The organism is Arthrobacter sp. NPDC056691 (genome assembly GCF_042791415.1).
GTDB lineage: Bacteria > Actinomycetota > Actinomycetes > Actinomycetales > Micrococcaceae > Arthrobacter.
Map to the genome: position 1 here is coordinate 137033 of NZ_JBHTXX010000006.1, position 19473 is coordinate 156505.

Annotated in this window: 15 protein-coding genes; 9 read left to right on the plus strand and 6 right to left on the minus strand. The window is 62.9% G+C overall.

Annotated elements, in window-relative coordinates; translation table 11 throughout:
- Nucleotides 1–236: 236 nt before the first annotated feature.
- Nucleotides 237–1031, minus strand: coding sequence for a DeoR/GlpR family DNA-binding transcription regulator (locus ACFRAU_RS07665; protein ID WP_377999417.1), 795 nt, complete (start codon nucleotides 1029–1031; stop codon nucleotides 237–239).
- Nucleotides 1032–1623: 592 nt separating this feature from the next.
- Here ACFRAU_RS07665 and ACFRAU_RS07670 point away from each other — a divergent pair.
- The 4 genes from ACFRAU_RS07670 (at nucleotide 1624) to ACFRAU_RS07685 (ending at nucleotide 4342) form a co-directional block, all read left to right on the plus strand.
- On the plus strand, nucleotides 1624–2016 hold the full coding sequence (locus tag ACFRAU_RS07670; protein WP_377999418.1) for a hypothetical protein: 393 nt from the start codon (nucleotides 1624–1626) through the stop codon (nucleotides 2014–2016).
- 168 nt (nucleotides 2017–2184) lie between these two features.
- On the plus strand, nucleotides 2185–2616 hold the full coding sequence (locus ACFRAU_RS07675; RefSeq protein ID WP_377999419.1) for a response regulator transcription factor: 432 nt from the start codon (nucleotides 2185–2187) through the stop codon (nucleotides 2614–2616).
- Nucleotides 2617–3089: 473 nt separating this feature from the next.
- Nucleotides 3090–3632, plus strand: a complete 543-nt coding sequence (locus ACFRAU_RS07680; protein WP_377999420.1) for a TetR/AcrR family transcriptional regulator C-terminal domain-containing protein — start codon at nucleotides 3090–3092, stop codon at nucleotides 3630–3632.
- 212 nt (nucleotides 3633–3844) lie between these two features.
- Nucleotides 3845–4342 carry a hypothetical protein gene (locus tag ACFRAU_RS07685; RefSeq protein WP_377999421.1) on the plus strand — a complete coding sequence of 166 codons (498 nt, stop codon included), beginning with the start codon at nucleotides 3845–3847 and terminating at the stop codon, nucleotides 4340–4342.
- 1176 nt (nucleotides 4343–5518) lie between these two features.
- Here ACFRAU_RS07685 and ACFRAU_RS07690 read toward each other — a convergent pair.
- Together ACFRAU_RS07690 and ACFRAU_RS07695 are read right to left on the minus strand one after the other, a co-directional pair.
- Nucleotides 5519–5821: a YciI-like protein gene (locus ACFRAU_RS07690; RefSeq protein WP_377999422.1), complete on the minus strand. Its 303-nt coding sequence runs from the start codon at nucleotides 5819–5821 to the stop codon at nucleotides 5519–5521.
- A gap of 54 nt (nucleotides 5822–5875) precedes the next feature.
- Nucleotides 5876–6973, minus strand: a complete 1098-nt coding sequence (locus ACFRAU_RS07695; protein ID WP_377999423.1) for an ATP-binding protein — start codon at nucleotides 6971–6973, stop codon at nucleotides 5876–5878.
- A gap of 555 nt (nucleotides 6974–7528) precedes the next feature.
- Here ACFRAU_RS07695 and ACFRAU_RS07700 point away from each other — a divergent pair.
- Nucleotides 7529–8488, plus strand: a complete 960-nt coding sequence (locus ACFRAU_RS07700) for a threonine/serine dehydratase (protein ID WP_377999463.1) — start codon at nucleotides 7529–7531, stop codon at nucleotides 8486–8488.
- Nucleotides 8489–8865: 377 nt separating this feature from the next.
- On the plus strand, nucleotides 8866–10098 hold the full coding sequence (locus tag ACFRAU_RS07705) for an MFS transporter (protein ID WP_377999424.1): 1233 nt from the start codon (nucleotides 8866–8868) through the stop codon (nucleotides 10096–10098).
- 175 nt (nucleotides 10099–10273) lie between these two features.
- Here the strand turns inward: ACFRAU_RS07705 and ACFRAU_RS07710 are convergent, their stop codons facing one another.
- The 3 genes from ACFRAU_RS07710 to ACFRAU_RS07720 all read right to left on the minus strand — a co-directional run bounded on the left by ACFRAU_RS07710 (nucleotide 10274) and on the right by ACFRAU_RS07720 (nucleotide 13376).
- A complete protein-coding gene (locus ACFRAU_RS07710) occupies nucleotides 10274–11311 on the minus strand; it encodes an SDR family oxidoreductase (RefSeq protein ID WP_377999425.1) in 1038 nt (345 codons plus the stop codon).
- An 871-nt stretch (nucleotides 11312–12182) separates the two neighbouring features.
- The gene (locus tag ACFRAU_RS07715; RefSeq protein WP_377999426.1) at nucleotides 12183–12689 is read right to left on the minus strand and encodes a hypothetical protein; all 507 of its coding nucleotides are present in this window, start codon (nucleotides 12687–12689) and stop codon (nucleotides 12183–12185) included.
- An 18-nt stretch (nucleotides 12690–12707) separates the two neighbouring features.
- The gene (locus tag ACFRAU_RS07720) at nucleotides 12708–13376 is read right to left on the minus strand and encodes a TetR/AcrR family transcriptional regulator (RefSeq protein WP_377999427.1); all 669 of its coding nucleotides are present in this window, start codon (nucleotides 13374–13376) and stop codon (nucleotides 12708–12710) included.
- A 105-nt stretch (nucleotides 13377–13481) separates the two neighbouring features.
- On the opposite strand from ACFRAU_RS07720, the gene ACFRAU_RS07725 reads away from it, so the two are divergent.
- The 3 genes from ACFRAU_RS07725 to ACFRAU_RS07735 are packed head-to-tail and all read left to right on the plus strand — an operon-like array spanning nucleotide 13482 to nucleotide 19344.
- On the plus strand, nucleotides 13482–14792 hold the full coding sequence (locus ACFRAU_RS07725; protein WP_377999428.1) for an MFS transporter: 1311 nt from the start codon (nucleotides 13482–13484) through the stop codon (nucleotides 14790–14792).
- Nucleotides 14793–14807: 15 nt separating this feature from the next.
- Complete coding sequence (locus tag ACFRAU_RS07730; protein WP_377999429.1) at nucleotides 14808–17336, plus strand: glycoside hydrolase family 2 TIM barrel-domain containing protein; 2529 nt, start codon at nucleotides 14808–14810, stop codon at nucleotides 17334–17336.
- A complete protein-coding gene (locus tag ACFRAU_RS07735; protein WP_377999430.1) occupies nucleotides 17329–19344 on the plus strand; it encodes a glycoside hydrolase family 3 protein in 2016 nt (671 codons plus the stop codon). The genes ACFRAU_RS07730 and ACFRAU_RS07735 overlap by 8 nt, the downstream gene beginning before the upstream one ends.
- Nucleotides 19345–19473: the final 129 nt, after the last annotated feature.

Genomic DNA, 19473 nt, shown 5'->3' on the forward strand with positions numbered 1-19473 from the left:
CCAGTGGAATCTTAGGGCCGGTGCACCTCCTGGCCGCATCCCAACGGCAGTGCACGGCCGCGCATCTGTTCCCGGCGGCCCTCCAATGTGGCAGCGAATACCTGTTCGTAGGCCACGCCCTCGGGGTCAGGGCTATCCGTGGGGAACATTCAGTTGTCAGGCGCAGTGAGGCAAAGCCAGGGGCTGAAAACCTCGTCTCCGGACCAAACGTACGGCTGGAGACCTGTCAACGTGCGTTAGTTCCGTGTGGTGCCAAGGACGACGTCAACGCCGGCTTTGCGCAATACGCTCACCTGAACGGGATCAGCTTTTCTGTCCGTTATTACGCCGCTGACACTGTCCAGATCGCATACCTGCCGGACCGCAATACGTCCCAGCTTGTCGCCTACCGCCAGAATGTAGGTCTTGGCGGCTTTCTCGATCATTAGTTGCTTGGTTGCGACGTCTTCAGTGGAGTAGTCCGTCAGTCCTGCGGTGGCGTCGACGCCTCCCGCGCCAAGGAACGCCCAATTGGCGTTGAAGCTTCGGATTTGCGCCAGCGCGTCAGGACCATAGGTCGTCATTTCGCCGGCTCGAATACGTCCGCCCAGAACATAGAGCTCGATGCTCGGGCGATCTCCCAGAATGGATCCAACAATCAGGCTGTTGGTGATGACTATCCCGTGGAATGTTGACGGGAGCGCACGCGCGGCCGCCTCCACCGTCGTTCCCACATCAAGGAATACGGTGTCATCATCTGCCACCAGCGCAGCAACAGCTGCCCCGATCTCCTCTTTTTCCTGAGGAAATTCCATCGACCTGTTGGCCCGGTCGGGCTCGGTGTCGATGACCCGTGCCGGCGCCATGGCTCCGCCGTGAATCCGTTTCAGAGCCCCCGAGCGTTCCAGCGCCATGAGGTCACGCCTGATGGTTTCCCCCGACACGGACATAACAGCCGCAATATCAGCCGGACGAAGGTAATCGCCCTCATTCATCAGCTCGAGAATTCTTCGGCGTCGTACAGCGGCCGGCTGCTTCGTTGGAGAGACCATTCTTTCCGGTGTCCTAACTAACTAAGATCGTTTGCCATGGGCCTCAAGCGGGTATGCCATGTTGGAACAGCCATTGTCCATGCGATCACTAAACACACTTTAACCCTCCCCACCCTATTAGATCCACATAATTCCACAAGGTATCCACGCAAAGTTCCATTGGCCCCGGATCCAGCTCCGTCATCGCCGCGAAAAGACCGCATGCGCCCATGGCCGGCGTCGCTTCGTCGCTGAGCGCCGCTGGATGCCGTCCGGTGCGGAGATCGGGTTTCCAAAGCCCCGGTGGTGATCATGGCGGTAAAGGGTGGCTGCCTCGTATCCGATCTCGGAGGTTTCAACCTTGCCTGCATTCAGATGAGTACCGCGTTCAAGTGGATGAAAAGACGGTCGCCCTCTCACGCCACCTCGCCCTCACCGCAGCCGGTTCGGGCAGTCGTCGCAGAGATTCCGACGGGTCCCTGTTATCGGGTGCCAGCCAGGAGTACCGTCTTCTTGAGAATTGTGGACCGCGGCCTGACCCACGAGGTTTAGCCAAGCTGGGTTGGTTGCTGAGCGGGCTGGGATGGCTGGATGGAATGCTGATAGGACGCTCGTGACAGCGTTCCTGCTGGCGCAACTGGATCTGCGCATCGAGGCGGACCCGGCCACTAAGCGCGCAGCCGAACTCTTCCGTCCACTCGACCCGCTGCTGGGCAGCGTTGTGGCCCGCCTGGAGGCTCTTGCGGCCGCCGAGCGGGGACAGGATGTGCTGTTGCTTCAGCTGCAGGAGGAACTAACTGAGCTCCCTCAGACCAGCGCGGTGGTCGAGCAGGCCGTGGCCTATTCCATTGCCGACCGGACGTCGAACTTTTTGCGCGGCTCGCACAACCTCCATGACGCGCCGCTGGCGCACAAGGACGCACTCTACGTCCGGGACAAGGCACGTGAGGCGACGACGAAGCAGCAGAAGCTCGAGCGCGAACGCGAAGGCCGGCCCATCCGATGATGCCGGTCCTGATGATGGCGATCGTCTGATTTTGAAACGCGCCCCGGGAAGCCTCTTCGGGATGCAGTCTTTTCAGGTGATGCGGCTCAGCGCGGTGCAGGGCACTCCCTACGGGTTGCGAGCGACCCGGCATAGACTGGGACCGAAACAGCAACCGGGGGGTGCGAATTGGGATCGTGGGGTTCGAGGGGCGTTTGCCTTGTCATCGAGGATGACCAGGACATTCGAAATCTGCTCACGCTCATCCTGACCGGCATAGGCTTCGAGGTACACGCCGTATCCAGCGCCCGGGATGCCGTGCGGGCTGCCAAGGCTCTCCCACTGGTGCTCGTCACGGTCGACCTGGGCCTGCCCGATGGTGATGGCCTGGACGTCGCGCATGACATCAGAAAGTTATCCGACGCGCCCCTGCTGATCGTCACCGCCCACGCCGAACCCCACGATGAGTTGGCCGGCCTCGCTTCGGGAGCGGCTGCGTACCTGGTCAAGCCGTTCCGGCCCCGGGAACTTACCGAACTGGTGGATCGGATCTGCCCCGCTGGGACGCCACTGGCCAGCATGGCGGCCCGGGAGGTCGCTGACGAGGACAGGCGCCACTGACCTGGAGGCACTCAAACAGTGGGCAACCGCATGTAAGTCTCCATGACTTTGGCGCGTCAGGAGGGCGCCATCTTCACCGCCCCCGGCGCGATGTTCGACAGTGGCCCTTAACGTTGCCGGCCGTATTGGCCGCTACCGGCGGATGAGCTCGAGTACCCCGGATCCTCCGGAACGGGCGTTGGGCCGGGATATGACCAAATCCCTGGTCCTTTGATCGTCACCAAATTGTCCGATAGGCTCCACTTCCCGTCCGCGGCGGCCACGGATTTCTCACCACGAAACTGCCAGCGCAGGTGTTCGTGCGCCCCCGCCGCAGGACACAAGCCAGCAATGTTGCAACAGGCAGTTGCAACATTGCTGATTCATTCCGGGTTCCGGCCGGGTGGAACCCACTTCCATCCCGTGAGACAAACCACGGATGGCGAAAGCAATCGTGCAAGCACGCTTGCACAATTGCCCCGCCGTACGGCCTCGTGGACCTCGTCTTCACCGAGATCCAGGCACCGGAGGCAGTGGGTGAGTGGAAGGATCAGATGCGCCGCCGCGCCCACTCGGCACGCGAAACGCTGCGCCGGCATCCATGGGCGGTCCGGCTGCTGGAATCCCGCAAAGCTCCCGGCCCGGCGACCCTCCGGCACCACGAGGCAACCCTGGCGACACTGCGCACCGAGGGCTTTACCGTCCAACAGGCCGCCCGGGCCTACTCCCTGCTGGACAGCTACATCTACGGGTTCGCCCTCCGGGAAGCCGCACTGCCCATAGCAGGCAATACGCCGATGGCGGAGGTGGCCGGATCCATCATGGAACGGTTCGCGACCGGGGAGTACCCACACACGGTCGAGATCGCCACGCAAGTCGTTATGCAGCCCGGCTACGACTACGGCAACGAATTCGTCTACGGGCCGGAGTTGATCCCGACGCGTTGGAACCGGCACCGGCCGGCTAACCGCTGCGGCTTCGACTCCGCCGCTCCAGCGATCACTCCCTGGCATCGCAGTGTAGAGCGCCCCAATTGACGGAATCCAGCCGTCCGGGTGGTGAAAGATCCGCTGCGGCGTTGGCGATCGCAGGTTGCTGACGAAGGATCGACGGCATTCCCACAAACCTTCGGTGCGGCTGGTCCGGTCTGCCGCACGGTGATCTGTATCAGCCTGCACACTATAGTTATTCAATTCGTTGTGCTTATATGATCGTGCCGCACAAGCCATCCCAGGACGTTGGAGAAGTTATGAAACACACACCGGGCATACTGAAGCACAAATGTCTCTCGCTGCTCGTCGCAGTCACGGCCACGACCGGTGCCTCGCTCGTCGCAGCGGTTCCGGCCTCCGCAGCAGGCCCATGCGGTACGGGATACGCGTATATCGGCTCACACCCCATCACCGTGCCGACCTATAGCAAGGACTACCGTTTCGGAAAACCGGGCACGAAGACCGGCTCCATTGACGTGTACTGGAACGCCTCAGCGCGCAAGAACTGCTCCGTGGCATACGCCTACGGCCCCACATATGGCGTGAAGATGTACCGTGAAAATTTGATCGCGAACTACCCCTCATACGGACCCGACGATGCCTCGCGCGGCTACTACTCCTACTACGCCGGACCGGTCTACACGAACACGCAAAAGGCCGGAGGCCAATGCATCATCCTGGACGCAAGCTTCGGGCCTGGCGGGACCGACCATTCCAGCTGGGGTGCCGCGTTCTACAGCCCGGTTCACTGCTGACCGTCTGACGTCGTCGGCGCAAGCCTCACCGCTGGCAGCCCGGAATCCACCGGGAAGGCATACATGCGGCGCAGATCAGGCCGCGGGCGATCTGAAGCACGCGGCGAAACGTGCTGAATGCGTGGGGGACATTATGACGCGCACCCAGCGAACAGGGTGCGCCTCTGTGCCATCCGCCCCTGGCTGAGAAGCCAGTCACCCAACCCCGGTGCGGGAGGTGGCTTCACTGGTCAGGAGACAGCTTCTGTTCCTGCAAGATGGTCTCCTCGCACTGACCGAAGCGGGCACCCGGCGGCCCAACACCTTTGGCAGGATTTTTCCCACGCCTCCATGAGCGCCAGGCAACAGACTTGGCCTGCGGAAGACATCCACAAGCCGCAGCGGCCCCAGAAGTGCCGGCCCGGGCATCTCAACAGAGCCGTCCGTGCCCGGCCACTAAAACGCCCGCCTCCACAGCCATCGCAGAGACCGCTGGCAGGTGGATTCCCTGGGAACAAAGAGGCGCGCGCGGACATTGAGGTTGGGGTCGTGGACGTCGACGGTGCGTCCGTGGGCGCGGGCGCGGGCGCGGACTCAGGGCGAAAGCACGGCTGGATCCCATGAATCTCCCATCCCTGACTGGCTAGCTTAAATACGTCAAAGAAGCCGAACCCGGGAGGGATCAAGGTGGATAAATTTGACGGGCCAGGCGGAGCTGACAACTCCGGGCGGCCACCATCAGCAGTATCCTTTTGGGTCGTGATCATTCTGGTCGTCGCAGTCGTCATCGCATCATTTTGGCTTACCATCGCCGTCTACGCCCCGCCGCTTATCGCAGCACTGAGGCACGCGTTCTTCTAAGTGCCCTGGTAGCGGTACACCCCCGCGGCAACCGCCGAAGCCTGCGGTCGTACGGACGCCAAGCGCGACTTCAATTCCACGCAAAGAGAGCCCTCCTGTTGATGCAGTTCCCCGGGAGCTGCCATGAACAGTCGTGGAGGCAGTAACAGGCAACAACTCGGCACAGGTGGCGCCGCAACTCCAGAAGGTCATGGAGTTCCAACCCGGCCCGGCCATGAATACGCCCTCCAAATCGCTCACCAACATCTCGGACAGGACCGCCGGTCCGCCATCGTCGACCGGATGTCAATCCACACGACGGTCCGGTTCAGGCCCGTACGTCCGCTTGGCTGAACCTCAGGGGCGAATGGGCGTGGTGGCGTCCTTTCCCACAACGGTTGTCCACGGGCGGGCGGTCCAGGACGTCACGACCCCACCGGTGACGTATGGGTCGGCCGCCGCAAAAGCTCTTGCAGCCTGGAGTGCGTTCTCGCCGGTGAAGACCAGCAACCCACTGAACGGCCCGTCACCAACGGCCCCACCAAGAAGCAGGTCTCCCCGCTCGACTGCCTCCCACGCAGCCCTGAGGTGGTCTGTGCGATGCGCTTCGCGGGTTTGAAGGTAATTTTCTTCGTAGACATATTCGAGGACGGCATGCATTAATTTGGGTCCATTTCGTATTGGAGGGGAACGATACAGGCAAGGAGGCTTCTGTTAAAGCGCGGGACGCCGGATGAGGTATTCGCGTAATCCAGGGATTGCGAAGTCGACAAGTCCGTGTCCTACGGGTTCTATGAGGCCGGCGTCCAGTAGCCGGGTTCGGTAGTTTCCGACGGCGTTGGGCCGCATACCGGTTCGTTTGCCGATGTCGGTGGTGGAGGAAGGCCCGGAGTCCCCTGCCATGGCCTGCAGGAAGTCCCGATCCCTCCCGGACGTTGTTGACAGGGCAGCTTCGATGACCACGCGTTCGTTTCTTCGGCGGGCAGCAGTGGCTGCCCGGTCCACAGCTGCGGCGTCCAGGCCCGCGGTGGTCTTTTCCGCTTCTTGCCAGAGGTAGTAGCCAACCAGCTGGATCAGAAAGGGATACCCGCCGGTGGCTTCTGCCGCTTTCCTGGCCAGATCTCCGCCGAGGATCGTACCAGCGCCTTCAAAGGTTTCGGTAAAGGATCGATCGACTTCAGCGATCGAAGCCGCATGGAGGTCGATGCGGTCCGCCCTGCGCAAGAACGTGGCGACACCTTCGTTGAGCAGGTCGGAGACAGCGGCAGGCAGCCCGGCAAAGATCAGTCCGATAGGAAGGCCCTCGCGAATGAAGTGCTGTACGTCGGCTGCGAGTTGGGACAATTCGTTGCGGTCAGCGGCATGGATTTCGTCAACAGTGATGACCAGTCCGGTGCCCCGCTGCGCCAGCAACCGGAGAAGCCTCGAACCACGGACGCGCCAGTCCACCTGCTCCTCGGGAGCGAGTTGCGTCGTCACGGCGAAGCCGGCAACGGACAACGCCGTGACGCGCCGGCCTGTGGGTCCCTCTCCCAGTTCATCGGTCAGCCGCCGCATTGCCTCACCAATCCGGCCCAGGAATCCGCCGGTGGCCGTCTCGGAAACGACGGCCCAGCCGCTTGCTATCGCAAGGTCTTCAGCTGCGCCGAGCATGACTGTCTTGCCGATTCCCCGCGCTCCAGTGAAGATGGTCAAGAGGCCTGGGGCACCTGAACCGATCCGGAGGCCGTAGGCGAATTCGTCAAGCACTCCCCCGCGCCCGACCAGATCGGGCGGAGCCGCCCCGGCAGTGGGGCGAAACGGGTTGTTCATGGGCGCCCCTTGTGAATGTCTATGAATCTTGTGAATCTTGTGAATCTCACTGTACAGGGGTGCCAGGCGCCGATTGCGACTTATATCTCCTGCGGCTGTAGATCAATATGGCAACGCCGGCCAAACGTTAGATTCAGGGGACAAATACTGCCACCAGTTCGCCGGAGGATCGGACAGAACGAAGGCAACGTTGAGGACTGCCACGACCAGCAGACCCACGCCAACCCAAAAGAAGGCCCTCCATAGTTTGCGGTCCGCTCTGCTGCCCGCTTCATCCCAATCCATACGGTTAGTGACTCATGTTTCCGGCAGCATGAGAACCCTGGAGTGGCTAACAAACAAAGGTGCTCGTCCCACATCAACACGTCCCGCTGCCAGTCAACGCCCGGAGGAATAGCCCTAAAGGTCCATCCTTACCGGCGGGGCGCTGGACTGTTTCTTCGCCCTCGGTGTCCGGTGTCACCGGGTGGCCGCGCTCGATGGAAAGATACAAGAGCGGGGAAGCCGTATGTTCCCGCAGTCGTTGTATTGGGAGGAAGAATCCGGAACATGGAAATCCTGACGTACGCAGACATCGAGGCTGCCAGGAACCGAATCGGGAACGTCATCAGGCCAGTGGCTGTGGCGCAAGGCGATCCCGTCAGAAGGGATGCCGAGCGAGGGTCAAATCAAGGGACTGTACAACTGGCTTTGGAGTTTATGCAGTTTACCGGCACGTTCAAGGCGCGCGGAGCCCAGAATTTTATCCTGGCCCACCGGGACGCGGGCACACTACCCGACGCGGGCGTCACTATCGCTTCCGGAGGCAACGCGGGAATGGCGTGCGCCTGGGCAGCCAAGGATCAGATGGTTCCCGCTACAGTCTTCCTGCCAGCCAACGCCCCACGGATCAAGGTGGACCGGCTCAGAGGCTACGGCGCAGATGTGCGGCTTGTCGGATCCGAGTATGCTGAGGCGCTGGCCGCGTGTGAGGAATTCGCTGCCGCGACGGGCGCCCTGATGTCCCACGCCTACGATCACCCGCTTATCGCCGCCGGTGCCGGAACACTCATGGAGGAGATCCACGCACAGATCCCTGACCTCGACACGGTCCTGGTTGCAGTTGGAGGAGGTGGCCTGTTCTCCGGGGTAGCAACCGTAGCCCAGCATTATGGTATTCGGACAATCGCCGTCGAGCCGGAGAACTGCCGCGCCTTGAACGCCGCCCTTGGGGCCGGCCACCCCGTGGACGTCGCTGTAGAGTCCGTTGCTGCAGACGCTCTGGGCGCTCGGCGGGCATCCGTAATGGCGCTACAGGCGGCACAACACGAATTAGTCCAGTCGGTGCTTGTCCCGGACGAAGAAATCATCCGTGCACGGCAGGCCCTGTGGAGCGAGCACCGGCTCGCTGTGGAACACGGTGCCGCAACGGCGCTTGCCGGACTTCTCAGCCCGGCCGGCTACATGCCCGCCGGGAATGAAAAGGTATGCGTTGTTCTATGCGGAGCAAACACCGACCCCAGCGACCTTACCTAAGGGCTCCTCCGGATGCACAGCCCCCACAAAACTGAGACCCGAACACACCCCAGGTCACCGGCGGTTGAGGCGCATGACCGCGGCAGCTTGATGGAATCCCGCTCATCGGCCGCCGGGACAGGTGGGAGCCAAATCCGGTCCGTACTTTGCGCCGGTCAGGTGCATGGCTCCCCCGCCTTTCGGCATCCGTTGCTGGTGGAGCTGAAACGATAACTACCGCCGGGCCGATCGCCGCGGCACAAAAAACCGTGGTTCCACACGAGCCATTTCCTCCGCGGGTTCATGGACGACGCGCGGTCCGCAGCTTATGATCAAAACCGAGCTTCACTAGGTTTTGGGTTACGCCCTGCAGACGGGGCCATTTCAATGGAGAAAGCATGACAACGACGGATCAACTGACGCGCAGTCCCTCGGCGTTGCGGGTGGTACTTGCCACGCCCCTGTATCGCGGTGCGACGCTCGCGCTGTTCTTCTCGGGTCTCGGTTTCTCCGCTGCAGCACCCCAGATCGCCCGGTTCATCGTGGACGAACTCGGCGGCTCACTGACTGTCGCCGGACTGTACTATCTGACAAACCTCACCGCCCTGGCGGGCGGGTATTTTGTGGGGCGGCGGTCGGATCAAACGGGGCGCCGGCTTGGCCCGTTCCGGTTCTGTGCGATGGCCGGCTTTCTTGGGTGGCTCGGGATCGCATTCTCTACCCAGCTGTGGATGCCGTTTGCCATCAGTGCGCTCGTCCTCGCCTTCGCCGGGGCAGCAACATCGCAGCTCTTCGCAGCCATTCATGACGAACTCCAGGCCAATCCGTCGCCCGCTGGTGACGGCATCGTCTCATATGTCCGGATGTCACTGACCCTGGGATGGGTGGTGGGTCCGGTTGCCGGGACCTTCCTCGGCGCCCAGCTGGGCCTGCGGGCAATGCTCGTGGCAACCGCGATCTGCACCCTGGCCCAGCTGCTCCCTCTCGGAACTCTTCGCGACGGCGGGCCGCGTGTACAGGCAACAACCGCCCACAACACTGACGCACCCAGTCCCAAGCCTCATGTATCGCTGAAGGCGATGAAGCCCTTGCTGGCGTTCACGGGGCTCTACATCCTTGTTTATGCCGGAGAACCGATCAAGTACGCCTATCTGCCGATCTATATGAATGATCAGCATTACCCGCCAGCGCTCAGCGGCGCCATTATCGGAATTCAGCCCCTGGTGGAGCTCATTCTGATGCCCGCCGCAACTGTTCTCGCCCGCCGGACAGGCATGCTCAACCTCATGGTCCTCGGTGCGCTGTGTGGTGTCGGCGCCAACGCAATCTTCGCGCTCAGCGCATCTCCCACCGGGCTGCTGATCGCCCAAATTCTCATGGGAGGCGTGTGGGGAGTGTTCGCGGGCCTGGGAATCATTGTGGCCCAGCGTTTGCTGCCACAGGCCGTTGCGACGGCGTCCGCGATTTTCATCAGCGCACCTGCGGTCAGCTCCGCCCTTGGAGGAGTTGTCGGTGGCATCGGTGTTGGCGCCGCAGGGTTGCCGCTTGTCTTCCTGGCGCCCAGTGCGCTGGCGCTGACCGCCGCCTTCGGACTCCTCGTACTGCAAACGCGTTTGGGCGCCCGGATCTAGCGGTCCGTTCGTTATCGCATCCTGTCCCACGAAGGAGTCCGCGCTGGCTGCCGCCACACGCGACAGAAACAGTCACACGCATCGTGCCGACCGTTAGGCGAGGCTTGACGGAATCTCCGTTATCGCCAGTCACCAATCATCACGGAAGGGCCGCCGGGGCCCGCGGGAATACCTGTCAGGACGCGGACAACCGATTGGTGGCGACCAGGCTTTCGGCTGCGCTGACGATGGCTTCCTCAGCGGGGCGGGGCTCCCAGCCGAGCATACTGCGGGCCTTGGCGTTCGACGTTCGCCATGCAAAGCCAAGGTCCGCTGCGACGGGGCGGAACTGTGCGGAGAAGACAGCAGCTGCCCGCACTATGAAGTCAGGGATCGTCCTCGTCGGGACGCGGTTTGCTGATTCGCCAAGACGCGCCCTCAGTAAGGCGCCGATATCCTTCATGGCCATGGCCGGGCCATTGGAGAGAAGGAACCGCTGACCGGCTGCTGCCGGGGTAATCATGGCCAGGAAGTGCCCACCAGCGACGTCGCGGACGTCCACGATCGGGACAGACATCCGCGGGTAGCCGGGCATTGCCCCGGTGAGCATCATTTGCAAAAGGTGGTTGGCGCCCGAAATATCAGTTCCCAGAACGTGCCCCATCACCGCGACAGGCAGGACAGTGGTTAGTTCGGGCGTTCCCGGTTCAGAGGCTACAAAGTCCCAGGCGGCCTGTTCGGCGAGGGTTTTGCTCCTGGCATAGGCGTCGACGCCTGGACCGTCGAGCCGGCTCCAGTCTGCCTCGGTGAACACATGGTCACTCTGCGGGTATCCCCAGGCGACGGCATGAAAAGCGGACGTAAGGACAACCCGTTTGACGCCAGCACTGGTCGCGGCGCGGAGCACCCGACGCGTACCCTCACGTGCCGGATCAACTACTTCGTCTTCATTCGCGACATTCCCTGGCACAACAGGGGACGCCACATGAAGCACGTAATCGACTCCGTCCATGGCCTCTGGCCACCGGTCATCCCCCGTAAGATCAGCCTCGGTGAAGCTCAGGTTCCCGCCCTTGACCATTCCGGCGTCCGTGAGGACGGAACGGATGGCCGCCTCACGGCTGAGGGACCGCACTGTTGTTCTAACCTGGTAACCCTCCTCAAGGAGCTTGAGGATGCAATGGCCCGCAATGAAACCGGAACCGCCCGTAACCAGAACCCGCTCATGACTCATGAACTGCCGTTCCTGTCGCTCGTCGTTTATTTCGCGAAGCATATGCCTCACGGCAGCGGGCAGCCACCCGGGAACGACGAAAGGTCCACTTCGGCCCCAGCCGGTAACAACATGCTGGGTCTGGTGCGGCAGTGGGCAAAACGCGGAGCGTGTTCCCGTCCGCTGTGTCTGGCCCGTCGGTCAAGGCAGGGCCATGTATTCAGACCCGACAACCGCTGACTCACCTCCACGACGTGCACGTGACAGCAGCCGCCAGCTTGACGGGATCCCCATTACCGGCACCTAAAGTACGGGAGCGGACGAAGCTGCGAGAACTCCCGTTTAATGACGAATCAAGCGTTTCCTCACGTCAAGTCGCCTTTGCTGGCAAGGCAACGTCGTCGACGACATCCACGTAGGCACGGGAGTGTCTTCGCTTTCTGTCAGAGAAACGGAGAGTGCATCTGACCAGGAGGGAGTCCTTGGTGCTCGGAAGAGGCGGCATGCAACTACCGACCATGCGGCCGCACATGTCGCCGGCGAGGCGGCCAGGCAATGCCTCCGGTTCACGAACACCCCGCGTGTGCCGGGTAAGTGGGACGAGTAGAAAAGGGTTACAAGTCCCCTGTGCCCGCTGTCATTCCGGAAACAGGTTTCGCAATCAGCGCGTGAGCTGACGGACTCTAAGAGATGCTCATCGTAGTTGTGATGCTGGCTTGTCCGACGACGGAGTATGGAAGTATCCGCAGGCAAAACGCAGCCTGTCGGCAAGAGCCCACGCTTAAGTCTTAAGCCGATCGCCATGGAAGGAAGCAGGAGACATTCTGTCGATCCGGAAGTAGCTGGTACAGGCCAGAGAGGACTCGGCCGCAGGGAATATGAGATGAAGGCGTCAGCCGTGCGCGAGGAGTTCGAGGCCGACGACCGCCGCGCCCAGCACACATTCGGCCCCTAAAGCAATCAACCTCTGCCACCAGGCCATTTTTACCCGGCGAACCGCGAGGTAACCGATAAGGACCAGCGACACGATCAGTGCGAGAGTCGAGGCGCGCAATGCAGTTTCAATACTCCATCTGCCCAAGGCGGCCACAGCAATAAAGATCAGCGGAAAAACGATCGCTCCAAACGCGCCAAAGCTGACACGTGCCATATGCGACAGTTCAGACCGGGTCGGGGTCTTAGCGTGCACGGCGAGGTGGGAGACAAGATCAGCCACGAATACCGCCAGCAGCGTGCCGACGACCGTGATAGCCAGCGTTGTGGCCGCTGCCCCTGGCGCGAGTGCTTCTGAGTGGGAGGCCAAGGCAAGAACGACAGCCAAACCGGTGAAGGTGACATAGACGCGTTCTTTGAGAGCCTCGGCGCGACGGCTGACGCCTGGTTGAGCTGTGGCATTCACTCCTGGGACCTCCTATGGCTAGTCGACTTGCAGTGCCCGCAGGCCGCTAATGGTGGTGCGAACGAGGAATTCGAGCTGCCTATCGTCGTAGGTGCTAAACCCGGACGAGTCCAGATGGCGCAATACACTGAGTTCTCCGCTTCCGGAAGCGTCCAGCACCCGGTGGAGTTCGGGCTGCTGGGGGTGGCCGTCGGGGTCGCTGTTGAGGATGACATCGCGGGCGAACCCCATTGCGAGGTTGGTCATCATCGACAAAGCGCGCCCGGCGTCCTCCTCGCGGAAGCCCGCGTCGATCATCCTCTTGAGCACAACCTCGGCCGGCTCGACCATGCCGAAGTCCGTTTCGCCCGCAAGCCGCAAGTACACCGCAACCGAACCGGAGGCAATGAGGCTATTCGCTACCGACGTCGCGAAGGCCACCAGCGCTTCGTCCCAGGTCGCGGTCGGGGCAATCTTCGTGCGCTGGAAGCGGGTCTTGAATGCGTCGACCGCCAGCAAGGAGAGCAGTTGCTCGCGGTCTGCGACGTGGTAAGTGATCGCCTTTCGATCGACACCGAGTTCGGTTGCCACCGCTTGCATGGTCAACGCGGTCGGCCCGATCGCACGGGCCGCGGCGACGATGCGGTCCCGGGTGATTCCTGCGCTGTTACCGGGCCTACGCCGCAGCGCCCCCTGCTCGACTGACATTGCACCTCCGCTTGCTCTTGACATCCTTCCTCAACGTAGCATACATTTCCCGAAAGGGAATTTAATTCCCGTTCAGGAAATCACTTCAACGCAGAAGGACCCGCCATGGCAAAGACGCATGACATCCCGATCATTCCCCCGACGCCGTCCATCGTGGGCGAGGCCGCCGCGGTACCCGACCAACTCGCTCCAGGCGACGGTCCCATGACGATGCAGCGACGACTGTGGTTCCTGCTCCCGCTGGCGTTGCTGAGCGTTTCGGTCATTTGGGGTGGCGTCCTGCAGGCTCTTCTTGCCCGGCAGGTGAACGGCTTCGTTCCCGATACGTCCGCGCAGGCAGGGGTCCTCGGTCTCGTTCTCACGGTCGGGGCGATCTCCTCGGTTGTCTTCACCCCGGTCGTCGGCCTGCTGTCCGACCGCACGCGCACCCGGTTCCTCGGCCGCCGCAACAGCTGGATCCTCGGTGGCGCGATCGTGAGCGCGTTGACACTGCTCGCAACCGCCTTCGCGCCTAACGCGATCATCCTCACGATCGCGTGGGCACTCGCCCTGATCCCGCTGAACGGCTACCAGGCCGCTGCTTCCGCGGTGGTACCGGAGCGGGTGCCTGTGCGGATCCGCGCCCGCCTGACAGCCGTGAACGGAATGGCAGCACTGGTGGGTGTCGGCGTCGGCGCGGTCATCGGCAACCTGGTCGGTGTAGGTGCGGCCTACATCATCTTCGCCGTGCAACTCGTCGTTGTTGGCGCCCTGTTCGCGTTCTTCACCCGGGACTTCACACCTCCGGCGATCGTGAATGGCGTCAAGGCAGAGCGGACCAGGCTGCCCGGATTCCGGTCAGCGCCGGACTTCTGGTGGGTGTTCATCGGCCGCTTCCTCGCCTTTCTGGGCTACGGTCTCGCTACCGGACTCGCACTGTATGCACTGCGTGACTGGTTCAAGGCAGGCGACGGGACCATCGACGCAGCAACGGCGCTCAATGGAACGGTGATCGTACCAATCAGCACCCTGCTCCTGATCGTCTCCGCGATCACGGGCGGAATCCTGGCCGACAAGTTCCACCGGATGAAGCCGTTCGTTATCGGTTCCTCGCTGCTCTTCATTCCGGCCGCGCTGGTCCTGATGCTCGTCCCGAACGGGACGGGAGCAGTCATCGGCATGTGTCTTCTCGGTTTCGGCTTCGGCTCCTACGTGTCGGTAGACGGTGCGCTCGTGACCCTGGTGATCCCCAAGCTCGAGGACGCCGGGCGCGACCTCGGAATCCTCAACATCGCCAATGCCGGGCCGCAGGTCATCGCGCCGGTCATCGCCGGAAGCATCGTCGCCTTCGCAGGCTTCGGCTGGCTGTTCGCGCTGGTAATCGCCGTCAGCATCGCAGCATCCATCGCTGTGATGTTCGTTAAGTCCGTCCGCTAAGACAGAGAGTTCCAAATGCTGCGCACCTCCTTCAACGACGGCTGGACCGTTCACGCCGAGCACGACGCGGGCGCTCCGCCCGTCGGTCCGGTCACCCTTCCATACGACGCGATGCTGCATGAGCCCCGCACCGCCGACACCCCCGCAGGCATGGGCACCGGGTTCCATCCCGGAGGGCGCTACCGCTACACCAAAAGATTCCAGGCGCCGGAACAATGGCGCGACCGCTCCGTCCTGGTCGAATTCGAGGGTGTCTATCACCGTTCCGAGGTGTACCTGAACGGGGAGCTCATCGGGGGGCGCCGGTCCGGATACGCCGTCTTCCACGTTCCCCTCACCGCGCAGTTGCGGTTCGGCGAAGAGAACACGCTCGAGGTGGTTGCCGACACTACGGATCAACCGAACTCCCGCTGGTACTCGGGCAGCGGGATCTACCGGCCCGTGAATGTGCTGGTCGGTGGCCTCGTGCACGTCCCTCCCTTCGGGGCGCGATTCGCCACTACCCGGGTGGATACGGACGGTACCGCTACTCTTGTCGCCACCGTCGACCTCGTCAACGATGACTCAACCGAGCAGGAGGTGCGGGTAGAGGTGAGTATCTCCGCACCGGGCGGCAGCGAACTGGCTGGCGGCGCGGAAACCGTCACGCTCTCGCCAGGAGCCCGGACGTCCGTTCGGCTTCCGATATCAGTCGGGAACGCTGAATTGTGGTCGCCGGATTCCCCTCAGCTTCACGACGCGGGCGTTCGCATCACCGATGGCGCGGACCTGCTCGATGCGGTGGAGACACAGACCGGGTTGCGGACGATCACCGTCGACTCCACTCATGGGTTCCGCATCAATGGCACCCCGTACAAGCTGCGCGGCGCGTGCATCCACCACGACAATGGCGTGATCGGAGCCGTGGAGCTGGATGCGGCGGCCGACCGGCGTGTGCGCATCCTGAAGGCCGCGGGGTACAACGCGATCCGCTCCTCACACAACCCGACCTCCCCGGCGATCCTGCGCGCATGCGACCGGCACGGGCTGATGGTCATGGACGAACTCAGCGACGCTTGGTACTTCCCGAAACTCAGCTACGACTACGGGCTCGACTTCGAAACGGAATGGGAAAGGGATCTTGAGGCCATGATTGCCCGCGGGTTCAACCACCCGTCGGTGGTGATGTGGTCGATCGGCAACGAGATCGCTGAAACCAGCCAGCCCAAAGGCATCGCCCTGGGACACCGGATCGCAGGACGTACCCGGGAACTGGACCCCACCCGGCCGGTCACCAACGGTATCAACCTGCTGCTGAACACGGTCGCCCCCGACGACGCGAAGAAGGCCGAATCCGTTGCCAAAGCCCGCGAGAACGGGCACAACGCCAGCAAGAACATGATCACCATCCTGAACTTCGCGATGAGCGCCCTGGAGAAGGTGATGCCGCTGATCGTGGCGGGTAAGCGAACCGACACCCGCACGAAGGACGCGTTTGCTGCCCTCGATGTCGCTGGCTACAACTACGGCACCGGCCGCTACCGCAAAGACCACCAGACTCACCCGGACCGGGTCATCGTGGGGAGCGAGACGGTTCCTCCACAGCTCTTCAAGAACTGGGCCCTGGTGGAAGAGCTGCCCTGGGTGATCGGCGACTTCCAGTGGACGGGGTGGGACTACATCGGCGAGGCCGGCATCTCGGTCATCCGATACGGCGAACCCCGCAGGCTCTTCCTGCCGTACCCGGCACTCCTTGCCGGCACACCGGTCGTCGACATCACCGGCCACCTGCAGACCCAGGCACACCTGAACCAGATCATCTGGGGGCTCCGCGCCGGTCCGGTCATCGCGGTTCAGCCCGTCAACCATGCCGGCCAGAAGCAGAGCAAGACCGGGTGGCGCTCGACCAACTCCATCGCTTCATGGAGTTGGGAAGGGTACGAAGGCAAGAATGCAGTCATCGAAGTGTACGCGAACGCGCACCGCATCGACCTGAACCTGAACGGCCGGACGATCGGATCACGGATCATGACCGTCAAAGACCAATACCTCGCCACGTTCAAGGTCCCGTACGAACCGGGAGAGCTGACGGCGATCACCTACGACCGGTCCGGTCGGGAAATCGCCAGAGACACCCTCCGCAGCGCCGGGACGAGCCTGCGTATCCAGCTATCCCCTGAGGCGGACACCGTCACATCTGGCGGAGAAGATCTGCTCTTCGTTCCCATCGCGTTCACCGATGAAGACGGGATCGTGCGGCCGCTCGCTGATCGCGAAGTCACGGTTGACGTCGACGGCGACGGGGAACTGCTCGGCAGCGGCAGCGGCAACCCCATCACCGCGGACGAGTTCAGCCGTGGACAATTCACCACCTTTTACGGGCGGGGACTGGCAGTAATCCGCCCCACCGCCGCCAGTGGAACCATCACCGTCACCGTGACCGCCACGGGATGCAGACCGGCATCGGTAACGGTACCTGTCACGAACGGAAATCCGACGCGCACCGAAAACAGCCGCCCGGCACGGGCGTCACGGACATCTAAGAAGGAGCCCATCCATGGCTAACGCGACCCACCAGCCCATTCGATTCCCGTATCAGGACCCGGCACTGTCCACTGACCAACGGGTTGAGGACTTGCTGAGCCGGATGGAACTGGCCGACAAAGCCGGTCTGATGTTCCAGCCCCTGGCCAGCATGGGAGACTTCGACGCGCCTGGCGCGTTCGGATCCCCCTCGACGCGCACCCTGTTCGACAAGCGGATCAATCACTTCAACATCCTGCAGGCACCTACCGCCCGCGCCCTCGCCCAGTGGGTCAACGCCGTTCAGGAGCACGTGCGTGCCCAGCCGCTGGGGATCCCGGTGACGGTGTCCACGGACCCGCGGCACTCGTTCGGCAACAACCCGGGCACCGCGATCATGGCTGGCCCGTTCTCGCAGTGGCCCGAGATGCTTGGCTTCGGCGCGCTCGATGACCCCGGGCTCGTTGAGCGGTTCGCCGATACGGTTCGCCGGGAATACCTGGCCGTGGGAATTCGGCTGGCGCTGCACCCGCAGATCGATCTCGCCACCGACCCGCGGTGGGCACGAGCCAGTGCCACCTTCGGACAAGATGCTGAAATCACCGGCCGCCTCGGCGCGGCCTACGTGAAGGGTCTCCAGGGAGCGACGCTCGGCGCCTCGTCGGTGTCAGCGATGGCCAAGCACTTCCCGGGCGGTGGCCCGCAGAAGGACGGCGAAGACCCGCACTTCGCCTATGGCCGCGAACAGGTCTACCCGGGTGGAAAGTTCGACCTGCACCTGCAGCCCTTCCGTGACGTGATTGCAGCCGGCGTCTCGCAAATGATGCCGTACTACGGCATGCCGATCGGAATCGGCTACGAGGAGGTCGGGTTTTCGTTCAACAAAGAGATCGTCACCACGCTTCTGCGCGAGACCCTCGGATTCGACGGCATTGTCTGCACCGACTGGGGCATCCTGTCCGGCACATTCTGGGGCGTCGAACACCTCACCTATGAGGAGCGGATGCTCAAGGCGCTGGATGCCGGGATCGACCAGTTCGGCGGCGAGTTCGCCCCGGACGTGCTGATGGGCCTCGTCCGCGACGGGTCGATCGGCGAGGCTCGACTCGACCTCTCGGTGCGACGCCTGCTGCGCGAGAAGTTCACTCTGGGCCTGTTCGATGACCCCTTCGTCGACGCCGACGCCGCGGCCAGCCTGATCGGCACCACGGAGGCTCGGGAAGAGGGCCTCGCCGCTCAGTCTGCCGCGACCACGCTGCTCCTAAACCCCGACGGAGCCGCGCACTTGCCGCTGGCGAAGAAGATCAAGGTCTATACCGAGGGCATGAACGTCGAGGCGTTCGCCGGCCGCGCCGACGTCGTCGCAACCCCGGCCGAAGCCGATGTCGCGGTGCTGCGTCTTGTCGCACCGTGGGAGAAGCGCGGCGCACCCGGCACGGTCGAATTCTTCATGCATGCCGGACACCTGGACTTCAACGATGCGCAGGTCGCGCACTTCCGCGACATCGCCGCGCAGGTCCCAACCGTGATCGACGTGTACCTGGACCGGCCTGCGATCCTCACCCCGTTGAAGGACCTCGGGGCCTCGTTGATCGTCAACTACGGCGCTACCGATGAAGCGTTCGCCCGGGTGTTGTTCGGCGAACTGGAACCGAAAGGGCGGCTGCCGTTCCAGCTTCCATCCTCGATGGCGGAGGTCGTGAAGAACCGGCCCGACGTACCCGGCGACACCGCGAACCCGGCGTTCGAGTTCGGAGAAGGGCTCCGCTACCAGAACTGGACCGCGTCACCGCCTCCCACCGACCACGACCGCGCGGCCACAACAGTTCAGCGAACCAGCCGGTTCGATTTCACGATCGCCACCCTCGCGGACGTGATGGACGACCCTCAGGCCGGGCCGATCCTCGCCGAGACGATTCCCGGCCTGGACCAGATGCCGATGCTCGACATGGTTCGGAACATGGCATTCACCAATGTCCTCGACATGGCCGCCGACAACCTTGGCGCCGACGCGATCGATGACCTGAAAGGGCGGCTTGCCGCCGTCTGATTCACTGCGGTGACGTCCGAGCGGATCAGCTTCGCCCGGACGTCACCCCTTCCCCCACGTCGTCCATGGTGTTCACGCCGACGCGGAGTGGTACCGCTCCCAGCGCAGAACGTGCAAGCCCCACTGAAC